Here is a 25,661-nt window from a genome sequence, read left to right as displayed (position 1 = left end):
CCAGACCTCCTCGTCCGCCACGAGGGTCACCGAACCCGGGCGGCGGCGGAGGGTCAGGGCTCTCACTCAGCGGGAACAGGTGCGCAAGCTCTCACCGGATGCTCGGCAGGTACCGCGAGTCGGGACTGCTCCTCCAGCGCGCGGGACACCGAGATCGTCGCCGTTCGCACCGCGAGACCGAGTCGGCGCAGGTCGGCACGGCGCCTCGAGCGCAGCACCACGGACAGTGCGGCGACCACGGTGCGGTCGGGCCCGGTGATCGGTGCGGCCACCGACAGCGAGCCGAGGGTCATCTCCTCCCGGGCGTAGGCGATGCCGGTGCGGCGCACCTCGGCGAGCGTTCGGCGCAGGTGCCCGGGTGCGACGACGGTGTATGGGGTGTAGCGGTGCAGCCCGGCCTCGATGAGCTCGGTCAGCAGCTCCGGCGGCGCGTAGGCCAGCAGTACCTTTCCCACGCCGGTGGCGTGCAGCGGCAGCCGGCCGCCCGGCCGCGACCGAACCGGTACCGACTCGTGCCCGGTGATGGTGTCGATGTAGAGCGCCTCGTGGCCGTCGCGCACCGCGAGATGAACGTTCTCGTGGGTGGCCTCGTAGAGGTCCTGCATGTACGGCAGGGCGACGGTGCGCAGGGTCTGGCCGCGCGGGGCCAGCGTGCCCACCTCCCACAGCCGCATCCCGATGCGATAGCCCGCGCCGCCGGCCCGTTCGAGACCCCCCCACGCGACGAGCTCGGAGGCCAGCCGGTAGGTCGTCGAGAGGGGCAGGCCCGTGATCCGGGCGAGCTCACCCAGGGAGAGCTCGGGTGTGCCCGGGCTGAAGGCATCGAGCAGCGAGACGACCTTGCTGATCACCGATCGCCCACGCCACTGCGTGCTGCCGCCCGCCATCGGCTCATCGTGCCCTCGTCGGGGGGTCCGCTGACCGGTCGCTCCCACTGAGCAGGAAACCGCCCTCCGCGCCCGCCCGTCGCCCGACGCCGATGCTTGACTCGCCGGGGGCAGCGACAGCGGGCGGCCGACTTCGTGGCCCGCTGATCCGAACTGCGGGGACTGAACTGCGGGAACCGAGCTGCGGGCACGGCAGACAGGGATGGAGTTTCTCGATGACCACGACCGAGAAGCCGGAGATCGGCCGGAGCGCGGAGGCGAACGGGATCCGGACGAACTATCTGGAGGCCGGCACGGGCGAGCAGCACGTGGTGCTCGTCCACGGCTCGGGCCCGGGCGTGACGTCGTATGCGAACTGGCGCCTCGTGCTCCCGGCGCTCGGGCAGCACTTCTATGTGGTCGCGCCCGACATGGTCGGCTTCGGGTATTCCGACCGGCCGAAGGGCGTCGACTACAGCTTGGACACCTGGGCCGACCAGACCGTGGGGCTGATGGACACCCTCGGGATCGACAGGGCGCACCTGGTCGGCAACAGCTTCGGCGGTGCGATCGCGCTGCGCATCGCCACCCAGCATCCCGACCGGGTGGACAAGCTCGTGCTGATGGGCAGCATGGGGGTGGACTTCCCGATCACCGAGGGTCTCGACGCGGTCTGGGGGTATGAAGGCACGGTCGAGGACATGCGCAGGGTGATGGGCTTCTTCGCCTATGACAAGGCGCTGACCAGCGACGAGCTGGCCAAGATCCGTTACGAGGCAAGCGTCCAGCCCGGCTTCCAGGAGGCCTTCTCGGCGATGTTCCCCGCGCCTCGGCAGCGGTGGGTGGAGGCGATGGCGATCGCGGAGGACGAACTGCGCAGGCTCCCGCACCGGACACTGATCGTGCACGGGCGGGAGGACCAGGTGATCCCGCTGTCGAACTCCTACCGGCTCGAGGAGCTGCTCGACAACGCCGACCTCGCCGTGTTCTCGCACTGCGGGCATTGGTCGATGATCGAGCGGACGGACGATTTCAACCGCCTCGTGCGCGACTTCTTCCTCGGCGACTAGAGGGCGTCGGTCATGGCCACCCGCACGAACAAGCGCAAGACCGAGGAGGCCGGAGCCATTCCGGTGTCCAAGCGCGACCCGGAACTGCTGCGCCGGATGTACCGGATGATGGTGCTGACCCGGGCCGTGGAGGACCGGATGGTCGCCATGTACCGGGGCGGGGATCTGCTCGGCTCGCTCTACACGGGGCACTGGCACGAGGCGATCTCGGTCGGCGCCGCGGCGACGCTGCGGGCCGACGACTACATGGCGCCGCTGCACCGCAATGCCGGGGCCCATCTGTGGCGCGGCATGGAGGCGTGGCAGATCATGGCGAGCTTCATGGGCAAGGCCACCTCGCCGACCGGCGGCCGCGACGGCACCCTGCACTACGGGCGGCTCGATCTGGGCAGCTACAACCCGCCCAGTCATATCCCGGCCAACTTCCCGGTGGCCACGGGAATGGCCTTCGCCGCGAAGTACCGGGGCGAGGACCGGGTGGCGCTCGCCTTCTGCGGGGACGGCTCGACCTCTCGCGCCGACTTCCACGAGTCGCTGACGATCGCGAGCGTGCAGAAGCTCCCGAACGTCTTCGTGATCGAGAACAACCAGTGGGCCTACTCGACCCCGCTCTCGCTGCAGTCCAGCTCGGAGACGTTCGCGATCAAGGCGGTCGCCTACGGCATCCCTGGGGTGAAGGTCGACGGGATCGACGTCCTCGCGGTGTACGACACGGTCGCGCAGGCGGTGGCGCGGGCCAGGGCGGGCGACGGGCCGTCGCTCATCGAGGCCGTGACCATGCGGATGCACGGACACGCCGAGCACGACCCTGCCGACTACGTGCCGCGCGCGATGTACGACGAGTGGTCCGAGAAGGACCCTGTCGAGCGGTTCGAGAACGTGCTGCTCGAGGCCGGTGTGATCGACGCCGACACGGCGAAGCAGGTCAGGGAGGAGGCACGGCAGCACGCCATCGCGGCGCGCCGCAAGGCGCTCGCGGACCCGATGCCGGACCCGAGCAATATCGAGGAGGGCGTGTATGCCGACTGAGCGGAGCTCGCGGAGCGAATATCAACACTGAGCGGAGCTCGCGGAGCGAATATCAACACTGAGCGGAGCTCGCGGAGCGAATATGGCTACTGACGATGGGCAGGTGACCTACCTGGAGGCCGTCGCGCTGGCCCTCGACGCCGAGATGGAGCGCGACCCCGACGTGTTCATCATCGGGGAGGACGTCGGCCAGTTCGGCGGCGCCTTCAAGGTGACCAAGGGGTTCCTGGAGAAGTTCGGGGCGCGCCGCGTGGTCGACACCCCGATCGCCGAGACCGGGTTCACCGGGCTGGCCGCGGGCGCGGCGCTGGTCGGGCTGCGGCCGGTGGTGGAGTACCAGTTCGCGGACTTCATCTCGTGCGCCTTCGATCCGATCATCAACGTGCTGGCGCGGCATCACTGGCGAACCGGTGACGCGATGCCGGTGACGCTGCGGGCGCCGTTCGGCGCTCGGCTGCGGGCCGGCCCCACGCACTCCCAGAGCGTGGAGAGCTACTTCGCGCACGTGCCCGGCCTCAAGATCGTCATGCCGGGCACCCCCGAGGACGCGGCCGGGCTGCTCGTCAGCTCGATCCGCGACAACAACCCGACGCTCTACCTGGAGAACAAGTACCTCTACCGGCGGCTGCGGGTCGCGGGGCCGATCTCGCTGGAGCCGATCCCGTTGGGGGTGGCGAACGTGGTCCGGGAGGGGCGCGATGTCTCGCTGATCACCTACTCGGCCGGTGTCTCGCAGGGTCTGGAGGTGGCCGACGAGCTCGACAGGGACGGGATCTCGGTCGAGGTCGTCGACGTGCGCACGCTCGTCCCACTGGATGTCGAGACGATCGTGAACTCGGTGCGGAAGACCTCCCGCGCGGTCGTGCTGCACGAGGCCGCGAAGCGGCTGGGCTACGGCGCCGAGATCGCCGCGACCATCCAGGAAGAGGCGTTCTGGCACCTCGACCAGCCGGTGGTGCGGATCGCGGCCAAGAACACGCCGACGCCGACCAGCCCGGCGCTGGAGGACGCCGTCGTTCCGCAGCGGGCGCAGGTTGCCGAGACGTTGCGGAAGGTGGTCCGAGCATGAGCCCTGCTTCCGACTACGACCTCGTCATCCTCGGCGGCGGCCCCGGGGGCTATGCGGGCGCCCTCTACGCCGCGTCGGCGGGGCTGTCGGTGGCGATGGTGGAGAAGGACAAGGTCGGCGGCACCTGTCTGCACCGCGGCTGCATCCCGGCGAAGTCGCTGCTGCACGCCGCCGAGGTGTTCCGCACCGTCGGCCATGCCGGCGAGCATGGCGTGCGGCTGCCCGAGGGGTTCACCCCCGCGCCGGACTGGCCCGCGGCCAACCGGCGGCGCGCCGGCGTCGTCGGCCAGTTGCACCGCGGGCTGTCCGGGCTGCTCAAGCGGCGCAAGGTGACCGTGGTCGACGGTCGGGGCAGGCTCACCGCGGACGGTGCGGTGGCGGTCGGGGGCGACACCCTGCGCGGCCGGGCCACGATCATCTGCGCCGGGTCGGTGCCGCGGACCATCCCCGGCATGGAGATCGACGGCCAGCGGGTCGTCACCTCCGACCACGCCACCAACGACGACTCCGACCGGCTCCCCGAACGGATCGCCGTGATCGGTGGCGGGGTGGTCGGCTCGGAGTTCGCGTCCGTCTACACCGACCTCGGCGTGACGACGACCCTGCTCGAGGCCCTGCCGCACGGGGTGCTCCCGATCGGGCCCGACCGCGATGTGGCCGACGTGCTGGCCCGCTCGCTCGCGAAACGCGGCACGGCGGTGCATGCCGAGGCGCGCGTCGGCGCGCTCGAACCTACCGGAAGCGGCGTGCTCGTGCCCTTCGAGACGCCGACGGTCTCGGAGAAGATCGAGGTCGACCAGGTGCTGGTGTCGATCGGCCGCCGCCCGGCGACCGAGGACATCGGCGCCGAGCAGGCCGGCGTCCGGATCGACGAGCGCGGGTTCGTCGAGATCGACCCCGCGACCATGCTGACCTCTCGGCCCGGGGTCTACGCGGTGGGCGACTGTGTGGCCACCCCGGGCCTGGCCCACGTCGCCTACGCGGAGGCGATCGTCGCGGTGCGGCATTTCCTGGGTGAGGGCCCGGTGCCGGTCGACTACGGCAAGGTGCCGTGGGTCGTCTACACCCACCCCGAGGTCGCCTGGTCGGGGATGACCGAGGCCGAGGCCCGCACCGCGGGCCACGACGTCGACGTGCACTCTCACGCCATGGTGGGCAACGGGCGGGCCATGATCCTCGGCGAGACCGAGGGCCTGGTGAAGGTGGTCGCGCAGCGCGACGGACCGATCCTCGGCTTCCACATGGTCGGCGCCTGGGCCAGCGAGCTGATGCACGAGGGCTACTACGCGGTGAACTGGGAGGCGCTGCCGAGCGACGTCGGTCAGCTCATCCATGCCCATCCCAGCCTCTCCGAGGCCATCGGCGAAACCATGATCACCTTCTCTGGCCGTTCGTTGCACGGCTGAGACCACGGGAGAGCCCGAATGAGCGACGAAGACGTCGTCGTGACGATGCCCAAGCTGGGCGAGACGGTGACCGAGGGCACGATCGGATCCTGGTTGCGGCAGGTCGGTGACGAGGTCAAGTTCGACGACCCGCTGTTCGAGGTCTCCACCGACAAGGTCGACTCGGAGATCCCCAGCCCAGCGGACGGGGTGATCGGCGAAATTCTCGTCGCGGCGGGCGAGACGGTGCCGGTCGGCACCCCGCTGGTGCGGATCAACCCCGTCGGGGCGGTCGTGGAGGGCCGGATCCCGGCCGCCTCCCACCGGGTCGCCGCCGCGGGCGGGCCGGCGCTGGGGGATCCTGCGGCCCCGCAGATGGGCGGCTCCGAGGGCATGGCGGGCGACGAGCCCGGTGTGGCGGCGCCCACCGCCGAGGTCGGCGAGGTCCACGACATCACGATGCCGAAGCTCGGCGAGACCGTCACCGAGGGAACGGTCGGGAGCTGGCGCAAGGAGGTCGGTGACCACGTCGAGTTCGACGACCCGCTGTTCGAGGTCTCCACCGACAAGGTCGACTCCGAGATTCCGAGCCCGTACGACGGAATCCTGCTGGAGATCCTCGTGCCTGAGGGGCAGACCGTCCCGGTCGGCACGGCGCTGGCCCGGATCGGGGAGCACGCCGCCACCGGGGTCCCGGCGGGCGGGTCGGCGGCCGCAGCGACCGGGGCACCGACCGTGCCCGCGGGCGGGCCGCCGAGCGGCGGCGCCCCGGCCGGTGCGGCCGCACCGGTCCCGGGTGCCGTGGATCGCGACGGGCGGATGCTGTCCCCGCTGGTGCGCAGGCTCATCGCCGAGGCCGGCCTGGAGGTCTCGGCGATCGAGGGGACCGGCGAGGGCGGGCGGATCCGGCGCGAGGACGTAGAGCGGGCGATCGCGGCCGGGACGGGCCGTGCCGCGCCGGCCACGCCGGCGGCTCCGGCCGCGCCAGCCGCTCCGGCGGCACCCGCGCCCGCGGCGGCCCAGGCCGCTCCGGCCGACGAGCGGGTGGCCGTGGAGCAACTGCCGCGGATGCGGCTCGCGATCGCCGAGCGGATGACCCGGTCGGTGCGGGTCGCCCCGCACGTCTGGACCTCGGTCGAGGTCGATCTCGAACGCGTCGAGCAGGTCCGCAACAAGCACAAGGCCCGCTTCCGCAAGGAGGAGGACATGTCGCTGACCTATCTCGGCTTCATCGCCCGCGCGGTCTGCGACGCGCTGCGCGCCTTCCCGTACGTCAACTCCGCGATCGACATCGAGGCCAAGACGCGGACGCTGCACCGATACGTCAACCTGGGCATCGCCGTCGACCTCAACGAGCAGGGCCTGATCGCGCCCGTCATCCGCGACGCGGACGCGCTGAACCTGCGCGGCCTTGCCCGCGCCATCAGGGCCGCGGCGACCAAGGCGACCAGCGGCAAGTTCACCGCCGACGATCTCGCAGGCTCGACGTTCACGATCACCAACCCGGGGCCGATCGGCGACTACGCATCGGCACCGATCATCAACCAACCCAATTCGGCGATCCTGTCCACCAACATGGTGGCCCGGCGACCCACTGTGGTCGGTGACGCCCTCGCCATCCACCACATGACGATCCTCGGGTTCTGCTATGACCACCGGGCGTTCGACGGGGTGACCGCGTCGCGGTTCCTCGCCGTCATCCGCGACGCACTGCAGGAGCGCGACTGGGAGGCCGAACTCGGATAGCCGATCCGACACGATGGCGAACAGGATGGCCGCGTGGAGATGAGCGAGGACGAGCCGGGCGGCACCCCGGACGAGCTGGCGCGCCGGCTCCGGGAGACCGCGGACCGGTTGACGAGGGGGTGGACGGACGCGCTGCGCGTCGGACCGCCCGCGCTGCCGGGGCTCCCGGCGGCCCTGTCGGCCCGCCAGCTCCAGATCGTCATGGACGACATCGCGGCGCGGCGCGCCCAGGTGCAGGCCCTGCGCACCCAGCTCGAGGCGTTCGACCAGCAGCTCGGGTCGCTCGAGACGAACCTTCGCCCGCTCCTGGAGTGGGCGCACACCTGGGCCGACCTGGAGAAGGCGGTGACGAGCTTCTGGCGACCGCCGCATTCCGGACAGGGCTCCGGAGCCGACGGATAGTCCCGGCGTCCGGTCCTCCCGCCGCCTTCCCCGCTCGGCTACTCGCGCACGAGCCCCGCCCCGCCCGCCCGCTGCCGAGCCGCGGCGCGCGCCTCGTCCACCTGTGCCGACGCGACGGCCCGGCGCGGGCCGGGCAGCCGCACGCCGTCCAGATGCAGGGTGATCCTGACGCTGTCGGGTTCCCGGACCGGCGTCGTCGGGACACCGGCCGTCCGCAGCAGCCGCAGCATCGGTGCGTTCCTGGTGAGCACGTCGGCGACGAGCGCGGCCAGTCCGCGCACGGCCGCGACCTCGATGAGCCGGCTCAGCATCGCCCGACCGACCCCACGGCCCTGCAGCGCGTCGTCGACCACGAGCGCAAGCTCGGCCACCGCGCTGCCCGGGCTGCCCTCGTACCGGGCCACCGCGGCCAGCTCCCCGGACTCGCGCACCCCGACCAGGGCGAACCGCCACTCTTCGTCGATCGTGGTGAAGTGACGCACGTCGGTCGGCGAGAGATGGGGCCGGGCCCCGAAGTAGCGCCGGTAGATGCTGTCCGCGGACAGCCGGGCGTGCATGGCGACGAGGCTGGGCGCATCGGTTGTCCGGATGGGCCGGACGTCGAGGCGTTCCCCGCCGGACAGCAGGATCTGATCAATGGGCGCGCCCATCGCGGTCGCCTTCCTGCGCGAACCCTGCTCCAAGGACCGGGAGGCCGGGCACCTGAGCGTAGGGCTGTCGGTGCGCCGCCGGCCGCGCTTCCACCGAGCGGGAAGGCGGGCCGCGCCCGCCCGCACCGGCCGATGATGATCGGTGTGACCGTGCAGAAGGCGATCGACCTGATCGGTACCGGCGACTCGATCCAGGACGCCGTCACCGATGCGCTCGATCGCGCCCGCCTGACGTTGGAGGGCATCAGGTCGTTCGAGGTGCAGCGCATCACCGGCGCCGTGGACGGCTCCGCCGCCGCCTACCAGGTGGAGCTGCGGATCTGGTTCACGCTGCTCGAACGCATCCACGAATGACCACCGTGACCAGCGACCCGGTTGCGGGCCTCACCCGGGTCGCGCTGCCCGTCGGGGTCAATGCCGTCGAGAGCGTGAACATGCACGTCCTGACCGACGGCGACCGCGTCACGATCGTCGACTGCGGGGTGTGGCGGCCGGATCTGCCGGACGGCGGGCTCGACGCCGTCGAGGCGGGCCTGGAACGCGCCGGGTACGCCCTGCGCGACGTCTCGCGGATCGTGGTGACGCACGCGCATATCGACCACTACGGTCTCGCCGGCCGGCTGATGGAGCTCACCGGGGCCGAGCTGCAGATGCACACGATGACCGACCTGGACTGCGAGAAGTACCGCCACCCCGACACCGCGCGCGCCCGCCGCCGCGACACCTACGCCGACCACGGCGTGTCCGAGACCGAGCGCACCGACCTGGCCGACCACCTGACCCGCTGGATGCCGTACCTGCACACCGTGGTGGAGGCGTCGCGGCGGCTGCGCGGCGGCGAGCAGCTCGCCATCGGCGCGGACCGATGGGAGGTCGTGCACACCCCGGGGCATTCGCTCGGGCACGTCTGCCTGTGGTCGCAGGCGCGCCGGGTGCTGCTGTCGGGCGACCACCTGCTGCCGTCCATCACCCCGCCGGTGACGTTCGAGCGCGGGTTCGACGCCGACCCGCTGCGTAGCTACCTCGACTCGCTGCGCCGGGTCGCCGAACGCGGTCCGGAGCACGTCTACCCCGGGCACGGCCGGCCCTTCGGCGACGCGGTGGGCCGGATCGAGGCCATCCTGCGTAACAAGATCCGTCGGCTGGAGAAGATCAGGCGGGCGATCCAGGAGCGGCCGTCCAGCGTCACCGAGCTGGCGGATCGGCTGGTCGCCAAGGCGATCCTCGCCCACCAGCGCCAGCTCGCGCTCAACGAGACGCTGGCCCATATCGCCTACCTGAGGTGGTCGGGTCTGGTGGAGCGACGCGCCCGCCCGGACGGGGTGTACGAGTGGTATTCCACGAGCGACGCCCCGCTGGATGTCCACGGGCGACTCGCCGCGAGCTGAGCATCCGCGGTGTGCTCACTGCCCGAGCGCGTCCGCGCCGTGCGGGACCTGGGTCGGAATGCTGTGCCGGCCGATCCGCTTGCGGAAGACCCAGTAGGTCCACCCCTGGTAGGCCAGCACGAACGGCAGCGCGATCAGGGCGATCCAGGACATCATGCGCAGCGTGTACGGGGTGGAGCTCGCGTTCTGGACGGTCAGGCTGAACGCCGGGTCGGTGGTGGAGGGCATGACGTCGGGGAACAGCGCCACGAACAGCGTCGCGACGAGCCCGATGACGCTCGCCCCGGTCGAGGCGAACGCCCACCCCTCCCGTTCGCGCGCGTTGGCGACCAGCCCGGCCACCAGGGCCATGGCGGTGAGCACCCCGAGCGCCCAGCTGATCGGGTCGCCGTGCCCGAGCAGGGTCCACAGCAGGAAGGCCCCGGTGAGCACGACAGCCGCTATCCCGATCCACCCGGCGAGCCTGCGGGCGTCCCGCCGGATCCGCCCCAGGGTCTTGAGCGCGACGAAGATCGCGCCGTAGACGCAGAACAGCGCGACCGCGGCCACCCCGCCGAGCAGGCCGTACGGGTTGAGCAGGGTGAGCAGGCTGCCGGTGAAGTCGCCCTCCGCGTCGATCGGCACCCCGCGGACGATGTTGGCGAACGCCACGCCCCACAGCAGGGCCGGCACGTAGGAGCCCACGATGATGCACAGGTCCCACCGGCGCCGCCAGGCGTCCTCGTCGACCTTGCCCCGGTACTCGAACGCCACCCCGCGCACGATCAGGGCGAGCAGGACCAGCAGCAGCGGCAGGTAGAACCCGCTGAACAGCGTGGCGTACCAGTCCGGAAAGGCCGCGAACAGGCTGGCGCCCGCGACGATCAACCAGGTCTCGTTCAGATCCCAGACCGGTCCGATGGTGTTGATCATCGTCCGGCGGTCGATGTCGTCGTGGGCGAGCACCGGCAGCAGCATGCCGACGCCGAAGTCGAAGCCCTCCAGGAAGAAGTACCCGGTGAACAGGAACCCGATCAACAGGAACCAGAACTCGGCGAGTGTCACGTCGGCTCCTCGGCACGGTCGGCGGGTATCGGGTCAGTAGGCGAAGGGCAGCGGGCGCTCGTCCTGCCGGGCCGCGTCCGCGCCGGTGTCGCCGGGTTCCTCCGGCCCGGCTCTGGCGTAGCGGATCAACAGGCGGATCTCGACGACCGCGAGCACCAGATAGAGCAGCGCGAGTCCGAACACCGACGTCGCCGCCAACCCGGTTCCGATGCTGGTCGAGACGCCGTCGCGGGTGAACAACAGGCCGTAGACGACCCACGGTTGGCGGCCCATCTCGGTGAACAGCCAGCCGAAGGAGTTGGCGATCAGCGGGAACGGGATCGTCCAGACCGCGATCCGGTAGAACCACGGCGACTCCGGCAGCCGGCCGCCCCGGATCAGCCACAGCCCGACCAGCGCCAGCAGCGTCGTGACGATGCCGAAACCGATCATCAACCGGAAGCCCCAGTACGTCACCGGGATGATCGGGCGGTAGTCGCCAGGGCCGAACCGCGCCTCCGCGTCGCGCTGGACGTCGTTGATGCCCTCGACCTCGGCGTTGAGGTTGCCCTCGGCGAGGACGGACAGCAGATGCGGGATGCGGACGGAGAAGACCTCCTCCCGTCCGTCCAGCGAGCCGATCGTGAAGACCGAGAAGGAGGCGGACCCCTGCGTGTCGTAGATGGCCTCGGCCGCGGCCATCTTCATCGGCTGCTGGTCGGTCATGATCTTTGCCTGGATGTCGCCGGTGACCGTCACCAGTACGCCGAAGAGCAGGGCGACGACACAGCCCATCCTCAACGACTCGCGCATCACCTCGACGTGTCTCCTGCGCCGCAGGTGCCACGCGGCGATGCCGATGATGAAGGCGGCCGCGCTGATGAAGGCCCCGGTCAGCACGTGCAGGAAGGCGACCCGGTTGGTCACGTTGTCCAGGACCGCCCAGAGGCTGGTGAGCTCGGCCCGGCCGCGCTCCGGGTTGAACCGGAAGCCGACCGGGTGCTGCATCCACGAGTTCGCCGCCAGGATGAAGAACGCCGACAGGTTCGTCCCGATCGCCACGGCCCAGATGCAGCCGAGGTGGATGAGCTTCGGCAGCCGGTCCCATCCGAAGATCCACAGGCCGAGGAACGTGGCCTCCAGGAAGAACGCGACGATCGCCTCGATGGCCAGCGGCGCGCCGAAGACGTCGCCGACGAAGCGGGAGTAGGCGCTCCAGTTCATCCCGAACTGGAACTCCTGCACGATGCCCGTGACCACGCCCATGGCGAAGTTGATGAGGAACAGCTTTCCCCAGAACTTCGTCATCTGCAGGTACTTCGGGGTGCCGGTGCGGTACCAGACCGTCTGGGTCAGCGCGATCAGCAACGACAGCCCGATCGTCAGCGGCACGAACAGGAAGTGGTAGGTCGTGACGATCCCGAACTGCCATCGCGCGAGATCGAGGACGTTCATGTCGGCGGGTCCCCTCGAGGTGACGGCCTCCCCACGTGCCTGCGGATCCGGCTCACTGTCACCGCGGGCCGCGGGCCGGGCCACCGCCTCTCACTGGTCGGAAGGCGGTCGTCCGGACGGGGGGCGAACCGTCGCCACATGCGAACCTGCGGGAAGCGGGTGAGTCGACGAGAGGAGCCGCTCGGATGAGCACACCTGACACCACCGACGTGGAAGCCGCGACGCAGCGGGTCCGCGAACTGAGCGACCAGGTCATCACCCAGGCCAAGCAGAACGGCCTCGCGTGGCTCGAGGGCTACGAGAAGGTGCTCCAGAACCTGCTCGATCTCGAGGAGCAGGCGGCGAAGGGAACCGGCATGGAATGGGCGAGCGCGCTGGCCACCACGCACGCGAACTTCGTGCGGGAGACCTCGGAGGTGTTCTTCAACGCGCTGCGGCAGCAGTTCAAGAGCTGACCGCACCCGCTCGAGCAGGGACTGACGGCGGTGGCGAGACCGGAACCGGCAGCCGAGGTGGCCCCCGATGTGTATCGGCTCGCCCTGCCACTCGGGATCCACGGCGTGCCCACGCTCAGCGCGTACCTGATCCGGGGCGACGACGGCGACACCCTCGTCGACTGTGGAATCGCCGCGGGGGCAGGCCACGGCGGGGATGCGGAGCCGGACGGGACCGGAGCACTGGCCGCCGCGCTGGCCGCGGTCGGCGGATCGCTGGGGCGGCTCGAGCGCCTCGTCGTCACCCATGCCCATATCGACCACTTCGGGCTGGCCGGTGAGGTGGTGCGGCGCAGCGGTGGTGAGCTGTGGATGCACCGGCGCACCGAGCTCGACCTGGCCAAGTACGCCGATCCGGAGGAGGCCGTCGACCGGCGCACCCTGATGCTCGCCGATCACGGTCTCTACGGTCCGGAACTGACCGAGGCCTCCGAGGGTCTGCGGGACTGGATGCCGGTGATGCCCTCGATCGCGCAGCCGACGAGGTTGCTCGACGGCGGCGAGTACCTCACCGCGGGCGGCCGGACCTGGCAGGTCGTGCACACCCCCGGTCACTCGCCCGGCCACGTGTGCCTGTGGAGCGCGGAGGACGGGCTGCTGTGCTCCGGGGACCACCTGCTGCAGGTCGTCACGCCGCCGGTGACCTTCGAACGCGGCTTCGAGCGCGACCCGATGGGCTCCTACCTCGCATCGCTGGAGCGGGTCCGCGCGCTGGAGCCGGACCTCGTGCTGCCCGGGCACGGGCCGCCGTTCCGGGACGGGGCCCGGCGCGCCGAGGCGATCGCCCGTGGGAAGCTGCGGCGGCTGCGGCAGGTCCGGGAGCTGGTCGAAGACCGCGACCACACCGTCACCGAGCTGACCACCTCGCTGTTCGGTTCCGCGACGCTCACCGGCCCGCAGCGGCACTTCGCGATGGCCGAGATCCTCGCCTACCTCGCCTACCACGAGGTGCGGGGAGCGCTGGAGCGGACCAGACGGCCGGACGGCGTCTTCCGGTGGCGGCCGACCGGGAAGAACGGTGATGCCCCGTGACGGGGGACCGACGGCATCAGGTCGTGGTGGTCGGCGGTGGGTTCGGCGGGCTCAACGCCGTGCGGGCACTGGCCGAGGCGGACGCCGAGGTGACCGTTGTCGATCGCACGAACCACCACCTGTTCCAGCCGCTGCTCTACCAGGTCGCGGCCGGGATCCTGCCGCCCGGCTTGATCGCCCCTGCGCTGCGCAGCGTCCTCAAGGAACAGCGCAACAGCCGGGCCCTGCTGGCCGATGTGCACGAGCTCGACCTCGCGAACCGGCTGGTCCGCGCGCAGGGGCCCGACGGGAGGCCGCTGGAGCTGCGCTACGACAGCCTCGTCGTGGCCGCGGGGGCCACCCATTCCTACTTCGGCCACGACGAGTGGGCGGCGTTCGCGCCCGGTATGAAGACGGTGGAAGACGCCCGGCTCGTGCGCGATCACATCCTCTCGGCGTTCGAGATGGCCGAGCTTGCCACCGACCCGCGGGAGCGCGCCGAGTGGCTGACGTTCGTGGTGATCGGCGCCGGGCCGACGGGTGTGGAGCTGGTCGGGCAGGTCGCCGAGCTCGCCCATGACGTGCTGCCGCGCGACTACCGCTCGGTCGACACGACCGAGGCGCGGATCCTGCTGCTGGAGGGCGCGACGGCGGTGCTGCCGCCCTTCCATCCGCGGCTGCGGCGCTGGACGCACCGCCGGCTGGAGCAGATGGGCGTGCAGATCCGTCTCGACACCATGGCCGTCGCGATGGACGACGAGTCGGTGACCGTGCGGGGTCCGGCCGGGGAGGAGACGATCCGGGCCCGCACCCGGATCTGGGCCGCGGGAGTGCGGGCCTCGCCGCTGGCGCGGATGCTGGCCGAGCAGGTGGATACCGAGACCGACCGGGCCGGACGGGTCGCGGTGAACCCCGACTGCACCCTGCCGGGCCATCCCGAGGTCTTCGCGGTCGGCGACATGGTGTCGCTGCACGAGCTGCCCGGGGTCGCGCAGCCGGCGATCCAGGAGGGCAAGTACGTCGGCAGGGTGATCACGGCGCGCCTGGCGGGCGACGAACGGGTCGAGCCGTTCCGGTACGTCGACCGGGGCAGCATGGCCACGATCGGCTACCGGGCCGCCGTCGCCGACGCCTTCGGCGTGCGGGTCACCGGCTGGGTCGGCTATCTCGCCTGGGCGTTCATCCACGTGCTCTACCTGATCGGATGGGGCAACCGGCTCGGCACGCTCTACACCTGGGCCCGCGCGCTGGTGTTCTCCAACAACCGTGGTCACCGGATCATCACCTTCGAAGAGGCCACCGACCAGTGCCTGCATGCGCAGCGCGCTGGGCAGCGGGCCGCACCGAGCCTCCGACCAGCGGGAGGAGCGGCGGGCGCCGCGAGGCGGCAGAAAGGATGAGGACGTGGTCAACGAGCACTTCGAGTCGTCACGCGAGGTGGCCGAGCGCGCGGCGAGCGTGCTGGGACCCGAGACCGACCTGTTCGAGAACCTGGACGCGGCCGGGTTCGGCGCGGCGCTGGCGCGGGCGGCACGGGCGAGCCTGTCCAATCCGGTGAAACCGACGCTGGCGGCGTTCCGCCTCGCGGGCGATCTCGCCAGGATCCCGTTGGTCACCGCCACGCACTGGCTCGGGCGGGAGATGGAACCGCCGGTGCCTCCCGACCCGAAGGACCGTCGCTTCGCCGATCCGGCGTGGAACGTGAACCCGGCGTTCTACTCGATCCAGCTCGCCTACCTCGCGGCGTGCCGCTTCGCCCGCGACGTGGTCGGGTCGGCGGCGCTGGAGGCCGAGACCGCCCGCAAGGCCGCGCTCGCGCTGGATCTTGCCCTCGACGCACTGGCCCCGACGAACTTTCTGGTGGCCAACCCGGCCGCGCTCAAGCGCGCGTTCGACACCGGCGGGGTCAGCGTGGCCAAAGGCGCCCGGAACTTCGTCGACGACCTGTTCCGCAACGAGGGACGGCCCCGCCAGGTCGACACCAGCGCGTTCGAGGTCGGCGGCAACCTCGCCGTGACGCCGGCAAAGGTCGTCTACCGCAACGAGCTGATGGAGCTGCTGCAGTACGAGCCGCAGACCGAGCAGGTGCATGCGGTTCCGCTGCTGTTCAGCCCGCCGTGGATCAACAAGTACTACATCCTGGACCTTTCGCCGGGCCGCAGCCTCATCGAATGGGCGGTGAAGCACGGCCGCACGGTCTTCGTGATCAGCTACCGGAACCCGTCGAAGGAAATGGCGGGTACCACGATGGACGACTATCTGGTGCACGGCCCACAGACGGCGCTGGATGTCATCCAGCAGATCACCGGCGCCGAGACCGTCGACATCGTCGGGCTGTGTCTCGGTGGGGCGCTCACCGCGGTCACCGCGGCGTATCTGGCTCAGCCGGATGACGGACGGATCGGCACGCTGACCCTGCTCAACACGATGCTCGACTACTCCGATCCGGGCGAGCTCGGCGCGTTCACGGACGTGCGCACGGTGGAGCGGCTGGAGAAGCAGCTGCGCCGCGAGGGCGTGCTGAAGGGCAAGTCGATGGCCGGGACGTTCGACGTGTTGCGCGCCAACGACCTGATCTTCAACTACGTGGTGTCGAACTGGCTGATGGGCCAGGACCCGCCCGCGTTCGACATCCTGGCGTGGAACGCCGACAGCACCCGGATGCCGGCCGCGATGTACACGTTCTACCTGCGGAACTTCTATCTGGAGAACAATCTCGCCGCGGGCGCCCTGGAGATCGGGGGGAAGCGGATCGACCTGAGCATGATCAAGCATCCGACCTATGTCGTCAGTGCGATCAACGACCACATCGTGCCGTGGCAGTCGGCGTACAAGACCGTCGGGCTGGTCAGCGGGCCCGTTCGGTACGTGCTGAGCAGCGGCGGACATATCGCCGGGGTCGTCAACCCGCCGGGGCCGAAGGCCTGGCACATGGTCGCGGAGTCCGAATCGGCCCTGCCGGCCACCGCGGCGGCCTGGCACGGCGTCGCGCAGCGGCGTCGAGGGTCCTGGTGGGAGGACTGGGCGCGCTGGCAGGAGGCCAACGCGGGCCCGCTGCGAGAGCCACCGTCGATGGGTAGCACGCGCTTCCCCGTGCTCGGCGACGGCCCCGGCGACTACGTCCGGAGCTGACCGGCCGGGCCTCAGCCGGTCGGGGCCGCGGACTCGGGGACGGTCATCAAGGGGTGTCGCGGGCGGTAGGGCTGGGCCGGGCGCGCTTCACCGGCGAGCTCGCGCGAGAGGCTGCGCGCCGCGATGGATAGCGCTGCCATCACCGGCTGCAGCTCATGGGCGAGGCCACGGATCGAGAGCTCGATGGCGGCAACGACCTCACCGCCCGGCCCAAATACCGGCATCGCCGCCCCCGACGTACCCACCTCGAGCTCCCATCGGGTGACCGCGACGTGTGTCAGCCGCGTGACCGCCAGCGCGCGGCGGAACCGGTCGGGTGAGGTCACCGTGTGCGGGGTGTAGGGGCGCAGGCCACGGAGGATCACCATCTCGACCGTGCTCGGGGGAGAGAACGCCAGCAGCGCGCGGCCGACGGCGGTCGGGTGCGCGGGCAGCGTCGCGGCGGGCATGAACGCCGAGACCGGGTGCGGCCCCGGCCGCTTCTCGATATAGGCCACCTCCAGCTCCTGAAGCACGCCGAGGCGCGCGCGGCAGCGGGTGGCGGCCGAGAGGTCGTCGACCACACAGGGCGCGCGCTCCTGAAGGCTGGGCGGGCAGGCGTCGGCCGCCCCCATGGTGCGCAGCGGAAGCCCGGCCCGGTACAGACCGTCCTCGGTCCGTTCGAGCAGGCGCCAGGAGGCCAGCTCCGACGTGAGCCGGTGAGCGGTGGATATGGGGAGGTTGGCGAGCCTGGCGATCTCGGTGAGCGAATGCTCGCTGCCCTCGGTGAAGGTCAGAAGAATTGAGGTGATCTTGCTGGTGACCGATCGCCCCACCTCGGTTGAGTTTCCCGCCACGGCACACCCCCTGTGACCATCAGCCGGGTGCGTGACGACCGGCACTCACCCGGATACTGGGTCACGTCAAGGTAAACGCAACCGAGAAGCCGCGGCAGTGTGTTACCCACGGACATCCATCCAAAACACCATATGGGCGTATCCGTTCCGGAGATCCTGGCGTGGCGCTCGGGTTCGCGGCTGGATGCCACCCGATGGAGGATCCTTCACTCGATGAAGCTCGACGTGCGGCTGATCGACCACGCTCACCGTCCCGCCACCGCGTTGCCCCGCGCCGTCCTGGAGGCGCCGCTCCCTCCGGGCGCCGTACCGATCGATCTCGCGGCGCCGCGCAGCGCGCCCGGCCGGATGCGGTAGCTCGGACGCGCCCCATTTCTCACTGCGCGGAAGCGCCCTGCGGGGCCGTTGCCCCGTCCCACGGGTGGCGGTGAACCTGCTGTGGTGCAACCCGCCCTGCATCGCGACCTGGCCGACGAGCTCTGGACGGCCGACCAGACCGCGACGCCCGTTGCGCCGCTGACCGACCGCCACCCCGACCTGGACATCCAGGACGCGTACGCGATCCAGACCATCAACATCGAACGCCGTACCGCGGCGGGCCAGCGGGTGGTCGGCCGCAAGGTGGGTCTGACCTCGCGGCCCATGCAGGCGATGCTCGGGGTCGACGAACCAGACTTCGGCGTGCTCACCGACGCGATGGTGGTCGAGGACGGCGACCTGATCCCGATAGCGCGGCTCGTCCAGCCCCGGGTGGAGGCCGAGCTCGCGTTCGTCATGGAGCGCGATCTCGCGGGCCCTGGTGTCACCGCCGCCAACGCGCTCACCGCGATCGCCGGGGCGCTGCCCGCGGTGGAGATCGTCGACAGCCGGGTCGCGGACTGGAAGATCAAGCTGGTCGACACGGTGGCGGACAACGCGTCCTCGGGCCTCCTGGTGCTCGGTGGGCGGATGCGCCGGGTCGAGGAGCTCGATCTGCGGCTGCTCGGGGTGGCCGTCTCGCGGCACGGGGAGCTGATCCACACCGGAGCCGGCGCCGCCGCGCTGGGGAACCCGGCCCGGTGCGTGGCGTGGCTCGCCAACAAGCTCGGCAGCTTCGGCGCCGAGCTGCGGGCGGGCGACGTCGTGCTGCCCGGGGCCGTCCACGCGATGGAGCCGGTGCGCCCCGGCGATGTGTTCCGGGCCGAGTTCGCCCACCTGGGGGCCGTGACCGTGCGCTTCTCGAACGGGGGTTCCGCAGCGTGATGGACGCCCAGGACATCGCCAACGATCTCGTCGCCGCCGAACGCGAGCGGAAGGCCATCGCGCAGTTCAGCGACCAGCACCCCGAGTTCGACCTCGCGACCGCCTACCGCGCCCAGAAGGCGTTCGTGCAGGCAAAGCTCGACGCAGGTGAGCGCCTCGTCGGCTACAAGCTCGGGCTGACCAGCCGCAACAAGCAGCAGGCGATGGGCGTCGACGCCCCGCTGTACGGCCGGGTGACCAGCGGCATGATCTCGACCTACGACGAGCCGGTGCGCCTCGACCGATTCATCCATCCCCGGGTGGAGTCGGAGATCGCGTTCCTGCTCGCCCGCGACGTCTCCCCGCCCGCGACCGTGACCTCCGTGCTCGCCGCGACCGATGTCGTGTTCGGGGCCGTCGACGTGCTGGACTCCCGCTACGAGGGCTTCAGGTTCACGCTGACCGACGTCGTCGCCGACAACGCCAGCGCAGGTGCGTTCTACCTCGGCCCGGTCGCCCGCCGCCCCGACGAGTTGCCCGACCTGCGACTGATCGGCTGTGTGGTCCGGGTCGACGGCGAGGTCGCGATGACCGCGGCCTCCGCGGCCGTGATGGGCCATCCCGCGGCGTCGGTCGCCTGGCTGGCCAACCAGCTCGTGGCCGAAGGGGAGACGCTGCGTGCGGGGCAGTTCGTCTTCTCCGGCGGGGTGACCGCCCCGGTCCCGGTGGTCGCCGCCGGGAGCGTCACGTTCGAGTTCGACGGCCTCGGCGCGATCGAGGTTCGCGGCGCGTAGGGCCTGCACCGTCGCTGGCCGCTGACGCGACGGCCCGGTCCGGTCCTCCGACTCGCGGATCGAAGGCTGGAAGTCCCTGCCGTGATCCGTCGTGCCCCGGCAGCCTCGAACGCGATATCAATGGGAAGCTTGGTCGTGGCGCCGGAGGTGGAGCTCACCGGGCCTGGGAGGGCAACCATGGCGACACAGGCACCCGCGCCGGTGGGTACCGCGCTGCGGGCGCTGGTCCGGTGCGTCGTGGCCACCGCGGTGTTGCTGGCCCGGCGCCGCGTTCACCTGCCCGCCCGGTATGTGGGCAGACGGCTCCGGTTCGCCGACGGGACGTCCGCGGTGGTCTATCGGGAGACCGTCGTCGACCGGGGCGAGACGGTGGAGCCGTGCGTGCTGGTGGTGTCGTTCCGGCTGCGGGGCATCCGCGGCCGGGGGCACGCGGCGTTCCGCCGGGAGAGCCTGTTCAACACGCCGCTGTTCGTCGGCTTCGCCGGCTTCGTCTCGAAACTGTGGCTGGCCCACGACGACCACGGTGACTACCGCGGCCTGTACGAGTGGGACGGGCCCGGCGCGGCCGTAGCCTACGTGCGGGCGCTGTGGCGGGTACTGGCGCTGGTGAGCGTGCCGGGCTCGATCCGGTACACGGTTGTGCCGGGCCTGCGGCGTGCCGATCTGCTCGACGACCCGCAGGCCATCGCTGGCCCGGCGGCGCCGGGCTGGTCGCGGCTCGTCGCCATGACATGACCGCTCGCCCGGACGTGTTGGTGGTCGGAGCGGGCCCGGCCGGCCTGGCCCTGGCCCTGCAGGCCCACGCCCACGGGGCGCGGGTGCGGATCGTGGAGCGGCGGCCCGAGACCTTCCGGCCGTCGCGGGCGCTGGTGGTCCATCCCCGCACGCTGGAGGTGCTCCGCCCGCTCGGGGTGGTGGACGCGCTGCTCGCGCGGGCCGACCGCGCCCCGCGGGCGCAGCTGCATCTCGGTTCCCGGGTGGTCGATGTCCGGCTCGCCGACCTGGCCATCCCGGACACCGCCTATCCCCATCTGTCGCTGCTGCGCCAGGCCGACGTCGAGGCCGTGCTGGGGGCCGCGCTCGCCGAGCGGGACGTCATCGTCGAGCACGGCATCGAGCTCCTCGGGCTCCGCGACAGCGCCGACGGGCCGGTGGTGACGCTGCGTTCGGCCGCGGGTGTGACCGAGACGGTCTGCCGATTCGTCGCGGGCTGCGACGGCGCGGGCAGCACCGTGCGCTCCGCCACCGGCATCGGCTGGCGGGGCGCACCCTACCGGGAGGAGATCGTGCTGGCCGATGTCGAGCTCGCCGCCGACCTCACGCCGGACGTGGTGCATGTCGTGGCCGGAGGGCACGGGCTGCTGTTCGTCTTCGCGATCGGGGAGCGGGCGACGTGGCGGCTGCTGGCCACCCGGCCCGCCCGGGCCGAGACGGCAGATCCTCGCGTCCCGGTCACCGAGCTGCAACGGCTGCTGGACGAGGCGGGGCTCGACGGTTCGATCACCGAGCTGGCCTGGTCGAGCCGAGTGCGGGTGGCGCATCGGCTGGCCGACCGGTACCGCCGAGGCGCGGTGTTCCTCGCCGGGGACGCCGCGCACACCCACTCCCCGGCGGCCGCGCAGGGCATGAACACCGGCATCCAGGACGCGGCCAACCTCGGCTGGAAGCTGGCGTACGCGGCGGACAGCATTCGGCCCGAGGCGCTGCTCGACTCCTACGGCCACGAGCGGCGGCCGGTGGCCCGGCAGGTGCTGGCACTCACCCACCTGGTGTTCTGGGCCGAGGCCGCCACCAACCCGGTGGCGGTGTTCCTGCGCGGCCGGCTCGCCCCGGGCGCGGCCGGGTTGCTGCCGACGGTCCTGCGCCGCCGCAGGCTCATCGCCGAGGCCGTCCGGGTGCTGTCCGGGCTGCGCGTCGGCTACCCGCGCAGCGCGCTGTCGGTGACCGGGACACCGCCGCCGCGCGGCGGGCCCCGGGCCGGCGACCGGCTTCCGGACGCCGCTGTGAGCTGCGAGGGCCGCCGGACGCGGCTGCACGAGCTGACCGCCCGCCCCGGCGTGCACATCCTGCTGCACCGCGACGCCGCGCCGCCACGGGTCGGCGGCCCACGGCTGCACGTGCACCGGCTGACGAACATGCCGGGGCGCGGGCTGCTCGCCGTCCGCCCGGACGGATACGTCGGGCTGTGCACCGGCGAGGCCGACGACGCCGGGCTGAGCGGCTGGCTCGCCCGCATCGGAGCCGGTGGCGGCTGAGCCGGCGTCGTTCGATGGGCCGTCGAGGGTCTTCGGTCCCTACCACGGGCGGGCAGGGACGCGCACCCTCGCCGGATGACTGATACATGGGCGTATCGGACTGATCCGGTCCGGCTCGAGGGCCGGCTCGAACCCGACCTTTCCCGAGGGCTGTGGCTGATCAAGTGGCTGCTGCTGCTGCCGCATCTGGTGGTGCTGGCGTTCCTGTGGTTCGCCTTCTGGGTGCTGACCGTGATCGCCTGGTTCGCGATCCTGATCACCGGTCGCTATCCGCGCGGGCTGTTCGAGTTCAATCTCGGCGTGCTGCGCTGGTCCTGGCGCGTCCACTACTACGGCTACGGCGCGCTGGGCACCGACCGCTACCCGCCGTTCACCCTGGCCGAGGTGCCGGACTATCCAGCGCGGCTGGCCATCGCCTATCCCGAGCAACTGTCCCGCGGTCTGGCGCTGGTCAAGTGGTGGCTACTCGCGGTGCCCCACTACATCGTCGTGGGGTTCTTCGTCGGCGGCGCGGGGACGCTCGCCTACCGATACGGCGAGACCGTCATCAGCGTCGGCAGCGGCCTCGTCGGGCTGCTCGTCCTCTTTGCCGGGGTGGTGTTGCTGTTCACCGCGCGCTATCCCCGCGGGATCTTCGATCTCGTGCTGGGGATGGACCGCTGGGCGCTGCGCGTCCTGGCCTACGCCGCGCTGATGACCGATCGCTACCCGCCCTTCCGGCTGGACCAGGGCGGCGCCGAGCCGCAGCCGGTGCCTCCTCCGGTCCCGCAGCAGGACTCCGCCCGAGCCGCGGCGACACCCCGGTGACCGGTCAGCCGGCCAGCCCGGGGATCGACACCAACTACGTCGACACCCACGGCGCCAGCGTGGTCGGGTTCGCCTTCACCGAGCTGCTCGGGTTCCGGCTGCTGCCGAGGCTGAAGACCATCGGGTCAATCCGACTCTACCGGCCCGACGAGCAGCAACGTCACGCCACGCTCGGGCCGGTGCTGACCCGCCCGCTCCGCTGGGACCTGATCGCCCAGCAGTACGACCAAATGATCCGCTACGCCACCGCGCTCAGGCTCGGCACAGCCGAGTCCGAGCAGGTCCTGCGCCGGTTCACCCGTGGTGGCCCCAAACACCCCACCTACGCCGCGCTCGAAGAGCTCGGGCGCGCGGTGCGCACGATCTTCGCCTGTGACTAGCTCGCCAGGCCCGAGCTGCGCCGGGAGGTCCATGGCGGGCTGCAGGTGGTGGACCCCTACGGCCGGTTCCGACTCGACATGAACACCCGCCTCGACCTCACCGCCCCGCAAGGGAGATCGATGTGTGGCTCGGACCGTGCTGCGTCAGGAGATTCTCGAAAAAGATGTGGCGAGGATGTCGAGACCGGCCCGGCGGCCCCGTCCCAGGGCCAGATGCGGCCACCGTGGCCGCACCGCACCAAGGAGGCCCAGCATGACGAAGTACCTGCTTCTCAAGCACTACCGCGGCGCCCCCGAGGCCGTGAACGCCGTCCCGATGGACCAATGGACCCCGGAGGAGGTCGAAGACCACCTGCAGTTCATGGCCGACTTCGCCGCCCGGCTCGAGAGCACCGGTGAGTACGTCGACGGCCAGGCGCTCTCGCCCGAGGGCACGTTCGTCCGCTACGACGGGGAGGGCCGACCGCCGGTCACCGACGGGCCCTTCGCGGAGACCAAGGATCTGATCGCCGGCTGGATGGTGATCGACGTCGACACCTATGAGCGCGCGCTCGCGCTCGCCGGCGAGTTGTCGGCAGCCCCCGGAGCCGGCGGCAAGCCGATCCACGAGTGGCTCGAGGTGCGCCCGTTCCTGAGCGCACCGCCGACGGTCACCGAGTGACCGGACCGGCCAAGGCAGATCAGGTGATGGACGAACTGCTGCTGCGGGAGCTGACTCCCGCGGTGATCGGCGTCCTCGTGCAGCGCGGAGTTGACTTCGCGACGGCCGAGGACGCCGTGCAGGAAGCACTCATCCAGGCCGCGCTGACCTGGCCGGACCGGCAGCCCGCCGACCCGAAGGGCTGGCTGGTCACGGTTGCCTGGCGCAAGTTCCTCGACGCCCGCCGCTCCGAGGTCTCGCGCCGCGACCGGGAGCAGCGGGTCGAGGCCGAGCCGCCGCCCGGACCGACCGAGACCGCAGACGATACGTTGCAGCTCTTCTTCCTGTGCGCCCATCCGTCGCTGACCCCGGCGTCCGCGGTGGCCCTCACGCTGCGCGCCGTCGGTGGCTTGACCACCCGGCAGATCGCCCAGGCCTACCTCGTGCCGGAGGCGACAATGGCGCGGCGGATCAGCCGGGCCAAACGCACGGTCGGTGACGTGCGGTTCAAGGAGCCAGGCGACCTGGCGACGGTGCTACGGGTGCTCTACCTGGTCTTCAACGAGGGCTACACCGGCGACGTCGACCTGGCGGCCGAGGCGATCCGGCTCACCCGGCAGTTGGCGTCGATGACCGATGACGAGGAGACCGCGGGGCTGCTGGCGTTGATGCTGCTGCACCACGCTCGGCGACCGGCGCGGGCCCGGCGCGACGGCAGCCTGGTCCCCCTGGCCGAGCAGGATCGCTCCCGCTGGGACACCTCGCTCATCGCCGAGGGCGTTGCGATCCTGCAGACAGCGCTGGGTCGCGACCGACTCGGTGAGTTCCAAGCACAGGCCGCTATCGCCGCCCTGCACGCCGACGCGCCGCGCGCCGAGGAGACCGACTGGGTGCAGATCGTCGGCTGGTACGACGAGCTGCTCCGGCTCACCGAGAGCCCGGTCGTGCAGCTCAACCGGGCCATCGCGATCGGCGAGGCCGATGGCCCGGTGGCCGGCCTCGCGGCCTTGGCCACGGTGGACCCTGGCCTGCCTCGCCACACCGCCGCCTCGGCGTACCTTCACGAGAAGGCGGGCGACCTTCTGACCGCGGCACGGTTGTATGCCGACGCCGCCCGGTCCGCACCCAACCTCGCCGAACGTCACCACCTCAGCCGGCAGGCAGCGCGGATCAGTCAAGCACTGCGTGGGTGAGTCTGTTGGTCAACCACTCCCGCAAGACGAACCCCCACCGGCACTCCCGCCGGCCAGCCACTGATGTCAATGTCCGAAGTCGGCTGCACGGCTGTCCGAACTCGTGTGCACCCCGACCGGGAGTCGCTGCTCGCCGAGTGTCCGGATGCCGTTCCATACTGCAACAGTCCTGACTTGCTTGGAACTGGCGCCAGGGGGTTCGACGTCGCCGGCTATCGACCGGGGTGGGTTCGTCGAACGGCGGTGAGTCCAGTCCCCGGGCGCACGCCTGCCGCCTCGACCACCGACGTACCGTGAGCAGCGTGCCGGGACGTAGGGTCCGGGGCTCAGCCTCGGGTCGCGGCGCATGGTCAGGCGCTCGTCCGGTCCGCCGAATACGACCTCGGTGGTGACCACGAAGCTGGGCAGGCGCACCGAGTGGATGCGGGTGTCTGCCGCCTCTGCGCCTCGTACCTCGACCGGCCATGCAAGGGCGATGTCGCGGAGCTCGTCGAGGGACGGATCGGGGGCGACTCCGAAGTAGTAGCGGGCCTCGGCGGCCCTGCCCTGGGATCGGCCACGACCGTTGCCCAGGCGGCTCGCGAAGTCGCGCAGCGCGGAGGCCGTACCGGTGGTGAGCGGGCGTCCGTGGCCCGGTCCGAGGGTTATGGGCTCCAGCGTGGCGAGGGTCGCGATCGACTCCTTCGCCGCGGTCCAGCGCCAGGTCGTGTACCGGGGCGGCCTCGCGACCTGCCGCTTTCGGCTGATGAGGCCGATGACGGAGTTGAGGTCGACGGTCAGCGGAGTCACCACTGATTCAGACGTTCCTGTTCACC

At 71.2% G+C, this 25,661-nt stretch carries 26 protein-coding genes and 1 pseudogene; 21 read left to right on the top strand and 6 right to left on the bottom strand.

Annotation, left to right across the window (positions count from 1 at the left end):
• Positions 1-62: 62 nt before the first annotated feature.
• Entirely contained in the window at positions 63-887 is an 825-nt protein-coding gene (locus G567_RS27590) for an IclR family transcriptional regulator (RefSeq protein WP_051232589.1), read from the bottom strand.
• Positions 888-1,102: 215 nt separating this feature from the next.
• Here G567_RS27590 and G567_RS0108680 point away from each other — a divergent pair, with 215 nt between their 5' ends.
• The 6 genes from G567_RS0108680 to G567_RS31915 all read left to right on the top strand — a co-directional run bounded on the left by G567_RS0108680 (position 1,103) and on the right by G567_RS31915 (position 7,567).
• Positions 1,103-1,936, top strand: a complete 834-nt coding sequence (locus G567_RS0108680; protein ID WP_028929686.1) for an alpha/beta fold hydrolase — start codon at positions 1,103-1,105, stop codon at positions 1,934-1,936.
• A gap of 12 nt (positions 1,937-1,948) precedes the next feature.
• On the top strand, positions 1,949-2,965 hold the full coding sequence (locus G567_RS0108675; protein WP_051232587.1) for a thiamine pyrophosphate-dependent dehydrogenase E1 component subunit alpha: 1,017 nt from the start codon (positions 1,949-1,951) through the stop codon (positions 2,963-2,965).
• Between the two features lie 82 nt (positions 2,966-3,047).
• Entirely contained in the window at positions 3,048-4,034 is a 987-nt protein-coding gene (locus G567_RS0108670; protein ID WP_037056341.1) for an alpha-ketoacid dehydrogenase subunit beta, read from the top strand.
• Positions 4,031-5,440, top strand: coding sequence for a dihydrolipoyl dehydrogenase (gene lpdA, locus G567_RS0108665; RefSeq protein ID WP_028929683.1), 1,410 nt, complete (start codon positions 4,031-4,033; stop codon positions 5,438-5,440). The genes G567_RS0108670 and lpdA overlap by 4 nt, the downstream gene beginning before the upstream one ends.
• Before the next feature lie 18 nt (positions 5,441-5,458).
• Complete coding sequence (gene sucB, locus G567_RS0108660) at positions 5,459-7,165, top strand: 2-oxoglutarate dehydrogenase, E2 component, dihydrolipoamide succinyltransferase (protein ID WP_028929682.1); 1,707 nt, start codon at positions 5,459-5,461, stop codon at positions 7,163-7,165.
• A 39-nt stretch (positions 7,166-7,204) separates the two neighbouring features.
• Positions 7,205-7,567, top strand: a complete 363-nt coding sequence (locus G567_RS31915) for a hypothetical protein (protein WP_147201104.1) — start codon at positions 7,205-7,207, stop codon at positions 7,565-7,567.
• 38 nt (positions 7,568-7,605) lie between these two features.
• Here the strand turns inward: G567_RS31915 and G567_RS34055 are convergent, their stop codons facing one another.
• Positions 7,606-8,217, bottom strand: a complete 612-nt coding sequence (locus G567_RS34055) for a GNAT family N-acetyltransferase (RefSeq protein ID WP_028929681.1) — start codon at positions 8,215-8,217, stop codon at positions 7,606-7,608.
• A 144-nt stretch (positions 8,218-8,361) separates the two neighbouring features.
• Between G567_RS34055 and G567_RS34785 the strand changes: the two genes are divergently transcribed.
• Positions 8,362-8,571, top strand: a complete 210-nt coding sequence (locus G567_RS34785; RefSeq protein ID WP_161631682.1) for a dodecin family protein — start codon at positions 8,362-8,364, stop codon at positions 8,569-8,571.
• On the top strand, positions 8,568-9,605 hold the full coding sequence (locus G567_RS0108640) for an MBL fold metallo-hydrolase (protein WP_028929679.1): 1,038 nt from the start codon (positions 8,568-8,570) through the stop codon (positions 9,603-9,605). The genes G567_RS34785 and G567_RS0108640 overlap by 4 nt, the downstream gene beginning before the upstream one ends.
• A gap of 15 nt (positions 9,606-9,620) precedes the next feature.
• Here the strand turns inward: G567_RS0108640 and cydB are convergent, their stop codons facing one another.
• Together cydB and G567_RS0108630 are read right to left on the bottom strand one after the other, a co-directional pair.
• The gene (gene cydB, locus G567_RS0108635; protein WP_028929678.1) at positions 9,621-10,649 is read right to left on the bottom strand and encodes a cytochrome d ubiquinol oxidase subunit II; all 1,029 of its coding nucleotides are present in this window, start codon (positions 10,647-10,649) and stop codon (positions 9,621-9,623) included.
• A 33-nt stretch (positions 10,650-10,682) separates the two neighbouring features.
• Positions 10,683-12,083: a cytochrome ubiquinol oxidase subunit I gene (locus tag G567_RS0108630; RefSeq protein WP_028929677.1), complete on the bottom strand. Its 1,401-nt coding sequence runs from the start codon at positions 12,081-12,083 to the stop codon at positions 10,683-10,685.
• Between the two features lie 185 nt (positions 12,084-12,268).
• Here G567_RS0108630 and G567_RS0108625 point away from each other — a divergent pair, with 185 nt between their 5' ends.
• The 4 genes from G567_RS0108625 to G567_RS0108610 are packed head-to-tail and all read left to right on the top strand — an operon-like array spanning position 12,269 to position 16,720.
• Entirely contained in the window at positions 12,269-12,538 is a 270-nt protein-coding gene (locus G567_RS0108625; protein WP_028929676.1) for a hypothetical protein, read from the top strand.
• A gap of 30 nt (positions 12,539-12,568) precedes the next feature.
• Positions 12,569-13,609, top strand: coding sequence for an MBL fold metallo-hydrolase (locus G567_RS0108620; protein ID WP_161631681.1), 1,041 nt, complete (start codon positions 12,569-12,571; stop codon positions 13,607-13,609).
• Positions 13,606-14,988: an NAD(P)/FAD-dependent oxidoreductase gene (locus G567_RS27580; RefSeq protein ID WP_084795972.1), complete on the top strand. Its 1,383-nt coding sequence runs from the start codon at positions 13,606-13,608 to the stop codon at positions 14,986-14,988. Before G567_RS0108620 ends, G567_RS27580 begins: the two co-directional genes overlap by 4 nt.
• Positions 14,989-14,992: 4 nt before the next feature.
• A complete protein-coding gene (locus G567_RS0108610; protein ID WP_211223871.1) occupies positions 14,993-16,720 on the top strand; it encodes a PHA/PHB synthase family protein in 1,728 nt (575 codons plus the stop codon).
• Positions 16,721-16,731: 11 nt separating this feature from the next.
• Here G567_RS0108610 and G567_RS27575 read toward each other — a convergent pair whose 3' ends face one another.
• Positions 16,732-17,535: an IclR family transcriptional regulator gene (locus tag G567_RS27575; RefSeq protein ID WP_211223870.1), complete on the bottom strand. Its 804-nt coding sequence runs from the start codon at positions 17,533-17,535 to the stop codon at positions 16,732-16,734.
• Between the two features lie 234 nt (positions 17,536-17,769).
• On the opposite strand from G567_RS27575, the gene G567_RS34045 reads away from it, so the two are divergent.
• From G567_RS34045 to G567_RS0108560, 9 genes and pseudogenes are all read left to right on the top strand, one after another.
• Positions 17,770-17,913 (top strand): hypothetical protein, encoded by a 144-nt coding sequence (locus tag G567_RS34045; protein WP_154667131.1) that lies wholly within the window; start codon positions 17,770-17,772, stop codon positions 17,911-17,913.
• A gap of 84 nt (positions 17,914-17,997) precedes the next feature.
• On the top strand, positions 17,998-18,798 hold the full coding sequence (locus G567_RS0108595) for a 2-keto-4-pentenoate hydratase (protein WP_245585585.1): 801 nt from the start codon (positions 17,998-18,000) through the stop codon (positions 18,796-18,798).
• Positions 18,798-19,571 carry a 2-keto-4-pentenoate hydratase gene (locus tag G567_RS0108590; protein WP_028929672.1) on the top strand — a complete coding sequence of 258 codons (774 nt, stop codon included), beginning with the start codon at positions 18,798-18,800 and terminating at the stop codon, positions 19,569-19,571. Before G567_RS0108595 ends, G567_RS0108590 begins: the two co-directional genes overlap by 1 nt.
• Before the next feature lie 177 nt (positions 19,572-19,748).
• Entirely contained in the window at positions 19,749-20,306 is a 558-nt protein-coding gene (locus G567_RS0108585) for a hypothetical protein (protein ID WP_028929671.1), read from the top strand.
• Positions 20,303-21,826 (top strand): FAD-dependent monooxygenase, encoded by a 1,524-nt coding sequence (locus tag G567_RS35430; protein WP_028929670.1) that lies wholly within the window; start codon positions 20,303-20,305, stop codon positions 21,824-21,826. Before G567_RS0108585 ends, G567_RS35430 begins: the two co-directional genes overlap by 4 nt.
• A gap of 75 nt (positions 21,827-21,901) precedes the next feature.
• Positions 21,902-22,588, top strand: a pseudogene (locus tag G567_RS0108575) (DUF4389 domain-containing protein); the annotation flags it as partial.
• A gap of 41 nt (positions 22,589-22,629) precedes the next feature.
• Positions 22,630-23,013: a Tn3 family transposase gene (locus tag G567_RS27570; RefSeq protein WP_037056339.1), complete on the top strand. Its 384-nt coding sequence runs from the start codon at positions 22,630-22,632 to the stop codon at positions 23,011-23,013.
• 253 nt (positions 23,014-23,266) lie between these two features.
• Complete coding sequence (locus G567_RS0108565; RefSeq protein WP_028929668.1) at positions 23,267-23,674, top strand: YciI family protein; 408 nt, start codon at positions 23,267-23,269, stop codon at positions 23,672-23,674.
• A gap of 26 nt (positions 23,675-23,700) precedes the next feature.
• The gene (locus G567_RS0108560) at positions 23,701-24,846 is read left to right on the top strand and encodes an RNA polymerase sigma factor (RefSeq protein ID WP_028929667.1); all 1,146 of its coding nucleotides are present in this window, start codon (positions 23,701-23,703) and stop codon (positions 24,844-24,846) included.
• 66 nt (positions 24,847-24,912) lie between these two features.
• On the opposite strand, the gene G567_RS0108555 is transcribed toward G567_RS0108560, so the two are convergent.
• A complete protein-coding gene (locus tag G567_RS0108555) occupies positions 24,913-25,638 on the bottom strand; it encodes a hypothetical protein (RefSeq protein WP_037056338.1) in 726 nt (241 codons plus the stop codon).
• Positions 25,639-25,661 lie beyond the last annotated feature (23 nt).

The organism is Pseudonocardia asaccharolytica DSM 44247 = NBRC 16224, assembly GCF_000423625.1.
Lineage (GTDB): Bacteria > Actinomycetota > Actinomycetes > Mycobacteriales > Pseudonocardiaceae > Pseudonocardia > Pseudonocardia asaccharolytica.
This window is presented reverse-complemented; position numbering and strand designations above follow the sequence as displayed.

Bases quoted from the DNA above. Each gene is read 5' to 3' on its own strand.
- G567_RS0108560 (WP_028929667.1), top strand. From the start codon at position 23,701: ATGGACGAACTGCTGCTGCGGGAGCTGACTCCCGCGGTGATCGGCGTC.
- G567_RS0108585 (WP_028929671.1), top strand. From the start codon at position 19,749: ATGGCGACACAGGCACCCGCGCCGGTGGGTACCGCGCTGCGGGCGCTG.
- G567_RS34055 (WP_028929681.1), bottom strand. From the start codon at position 8,217: ATGGGCGCGCCCATTGATCAGATCCTGCTGTCCGGCGGGGAACGCCTC.
- G567_RS27590 (WP_051232589.1), bottom strand. From the start codon at position 887: ATGGCGGGCGGCAGCACGCAGTGGCGTGGGCGATCGGTGATCAGCAAG.
- G567_RS0108625 (WP_028929676.1), top strand. From the start codon at position 12,269: ATGAGCACACCTGACACCACCGACGTGGAAGCCGCGACGCAGCGGGTC.
- G567_RS0108680 (WP_028929686.1), top strand. From the start codon at position 1,103: ATGACCACGACCGAGAAGCCGGAGATCGGCCGGAGCGCGGAGGCGAAC.
- G567_RS0108630 (WP_028929677.1), bottom strand. From the start codon at position 12,083: ATGAACGTCCTCGATCTCGCGCGATGGCAGTTCGGGATCGTCACGACC.
- G567_RS0108670 (WP_037056341.1), top strand. From the start codon at position 3,048: ATGGCTACTGACGATGGGCAGGTGACCTACCTGGAGGCCGTCGCGCTG.
- lpdA (WP_028929683.1), top strand. From the start codon at position 4,031: ATGAGCCCTGCTTCCGACTACGACCTCGTCATCCTCGGCGGCGGCCCC.
- G567_RS31915 (WP_147201104.1), top strand. From the start codon at position 7,205: ATGAGCGAGGACGAGCCGGGCGGCACCCCGGACGAGCTGGCGCGCCGG.
- G567_RS0108565 (WP_028929668.1), top strand. From the start codon at position 23,267: ATGACGAAGTACCTGCTTCTCAAGCACTACCGCGGCGCCCCCGAGGCC.
- G567_RS0108640 (WP_028929679.1), top strand. From the start codon at position 8,568: ATGACCACCGTGACCAGCGACCCGGTTGCGGGCCTCACCCGGGTCGCG.
- G567_RS0108590 (WP_028929672.1), top strand. From the start codon at position 18,798: ATGGACGCCCAGGACATCGCCAACGATCTCGTCGCCGCCGAACGCGAG.
- sucB (WP_028929682.1), top strand. From the start codon at position 5,459: ATGAGCGACGAAGACGTCGTCGTGACGATGCCCAAGCTGGGCGAGACG.
- G567_RS34045 (WP_154667131.1), top strand. From the start codon at position 17,770: ATGAAGCTCGACGTGCGGCTGATCGACCACGCTCACCGTCCCGCCACC.
- G567_RS35430 (WP_028929670.1), top strand. From the start codon at position 20,303: ATGACCGCTCGCCCGGACGTGTTGGTGGTCGGAGCGGGCCCGGCCGGC.
- G567_RS0108675 (WP_051232587.1), top strand. From the start codon at position 1,949: ATGGCCACCCGCACGAACAAGCGCAAGACCGAGGAGGCCGGAGCCATT.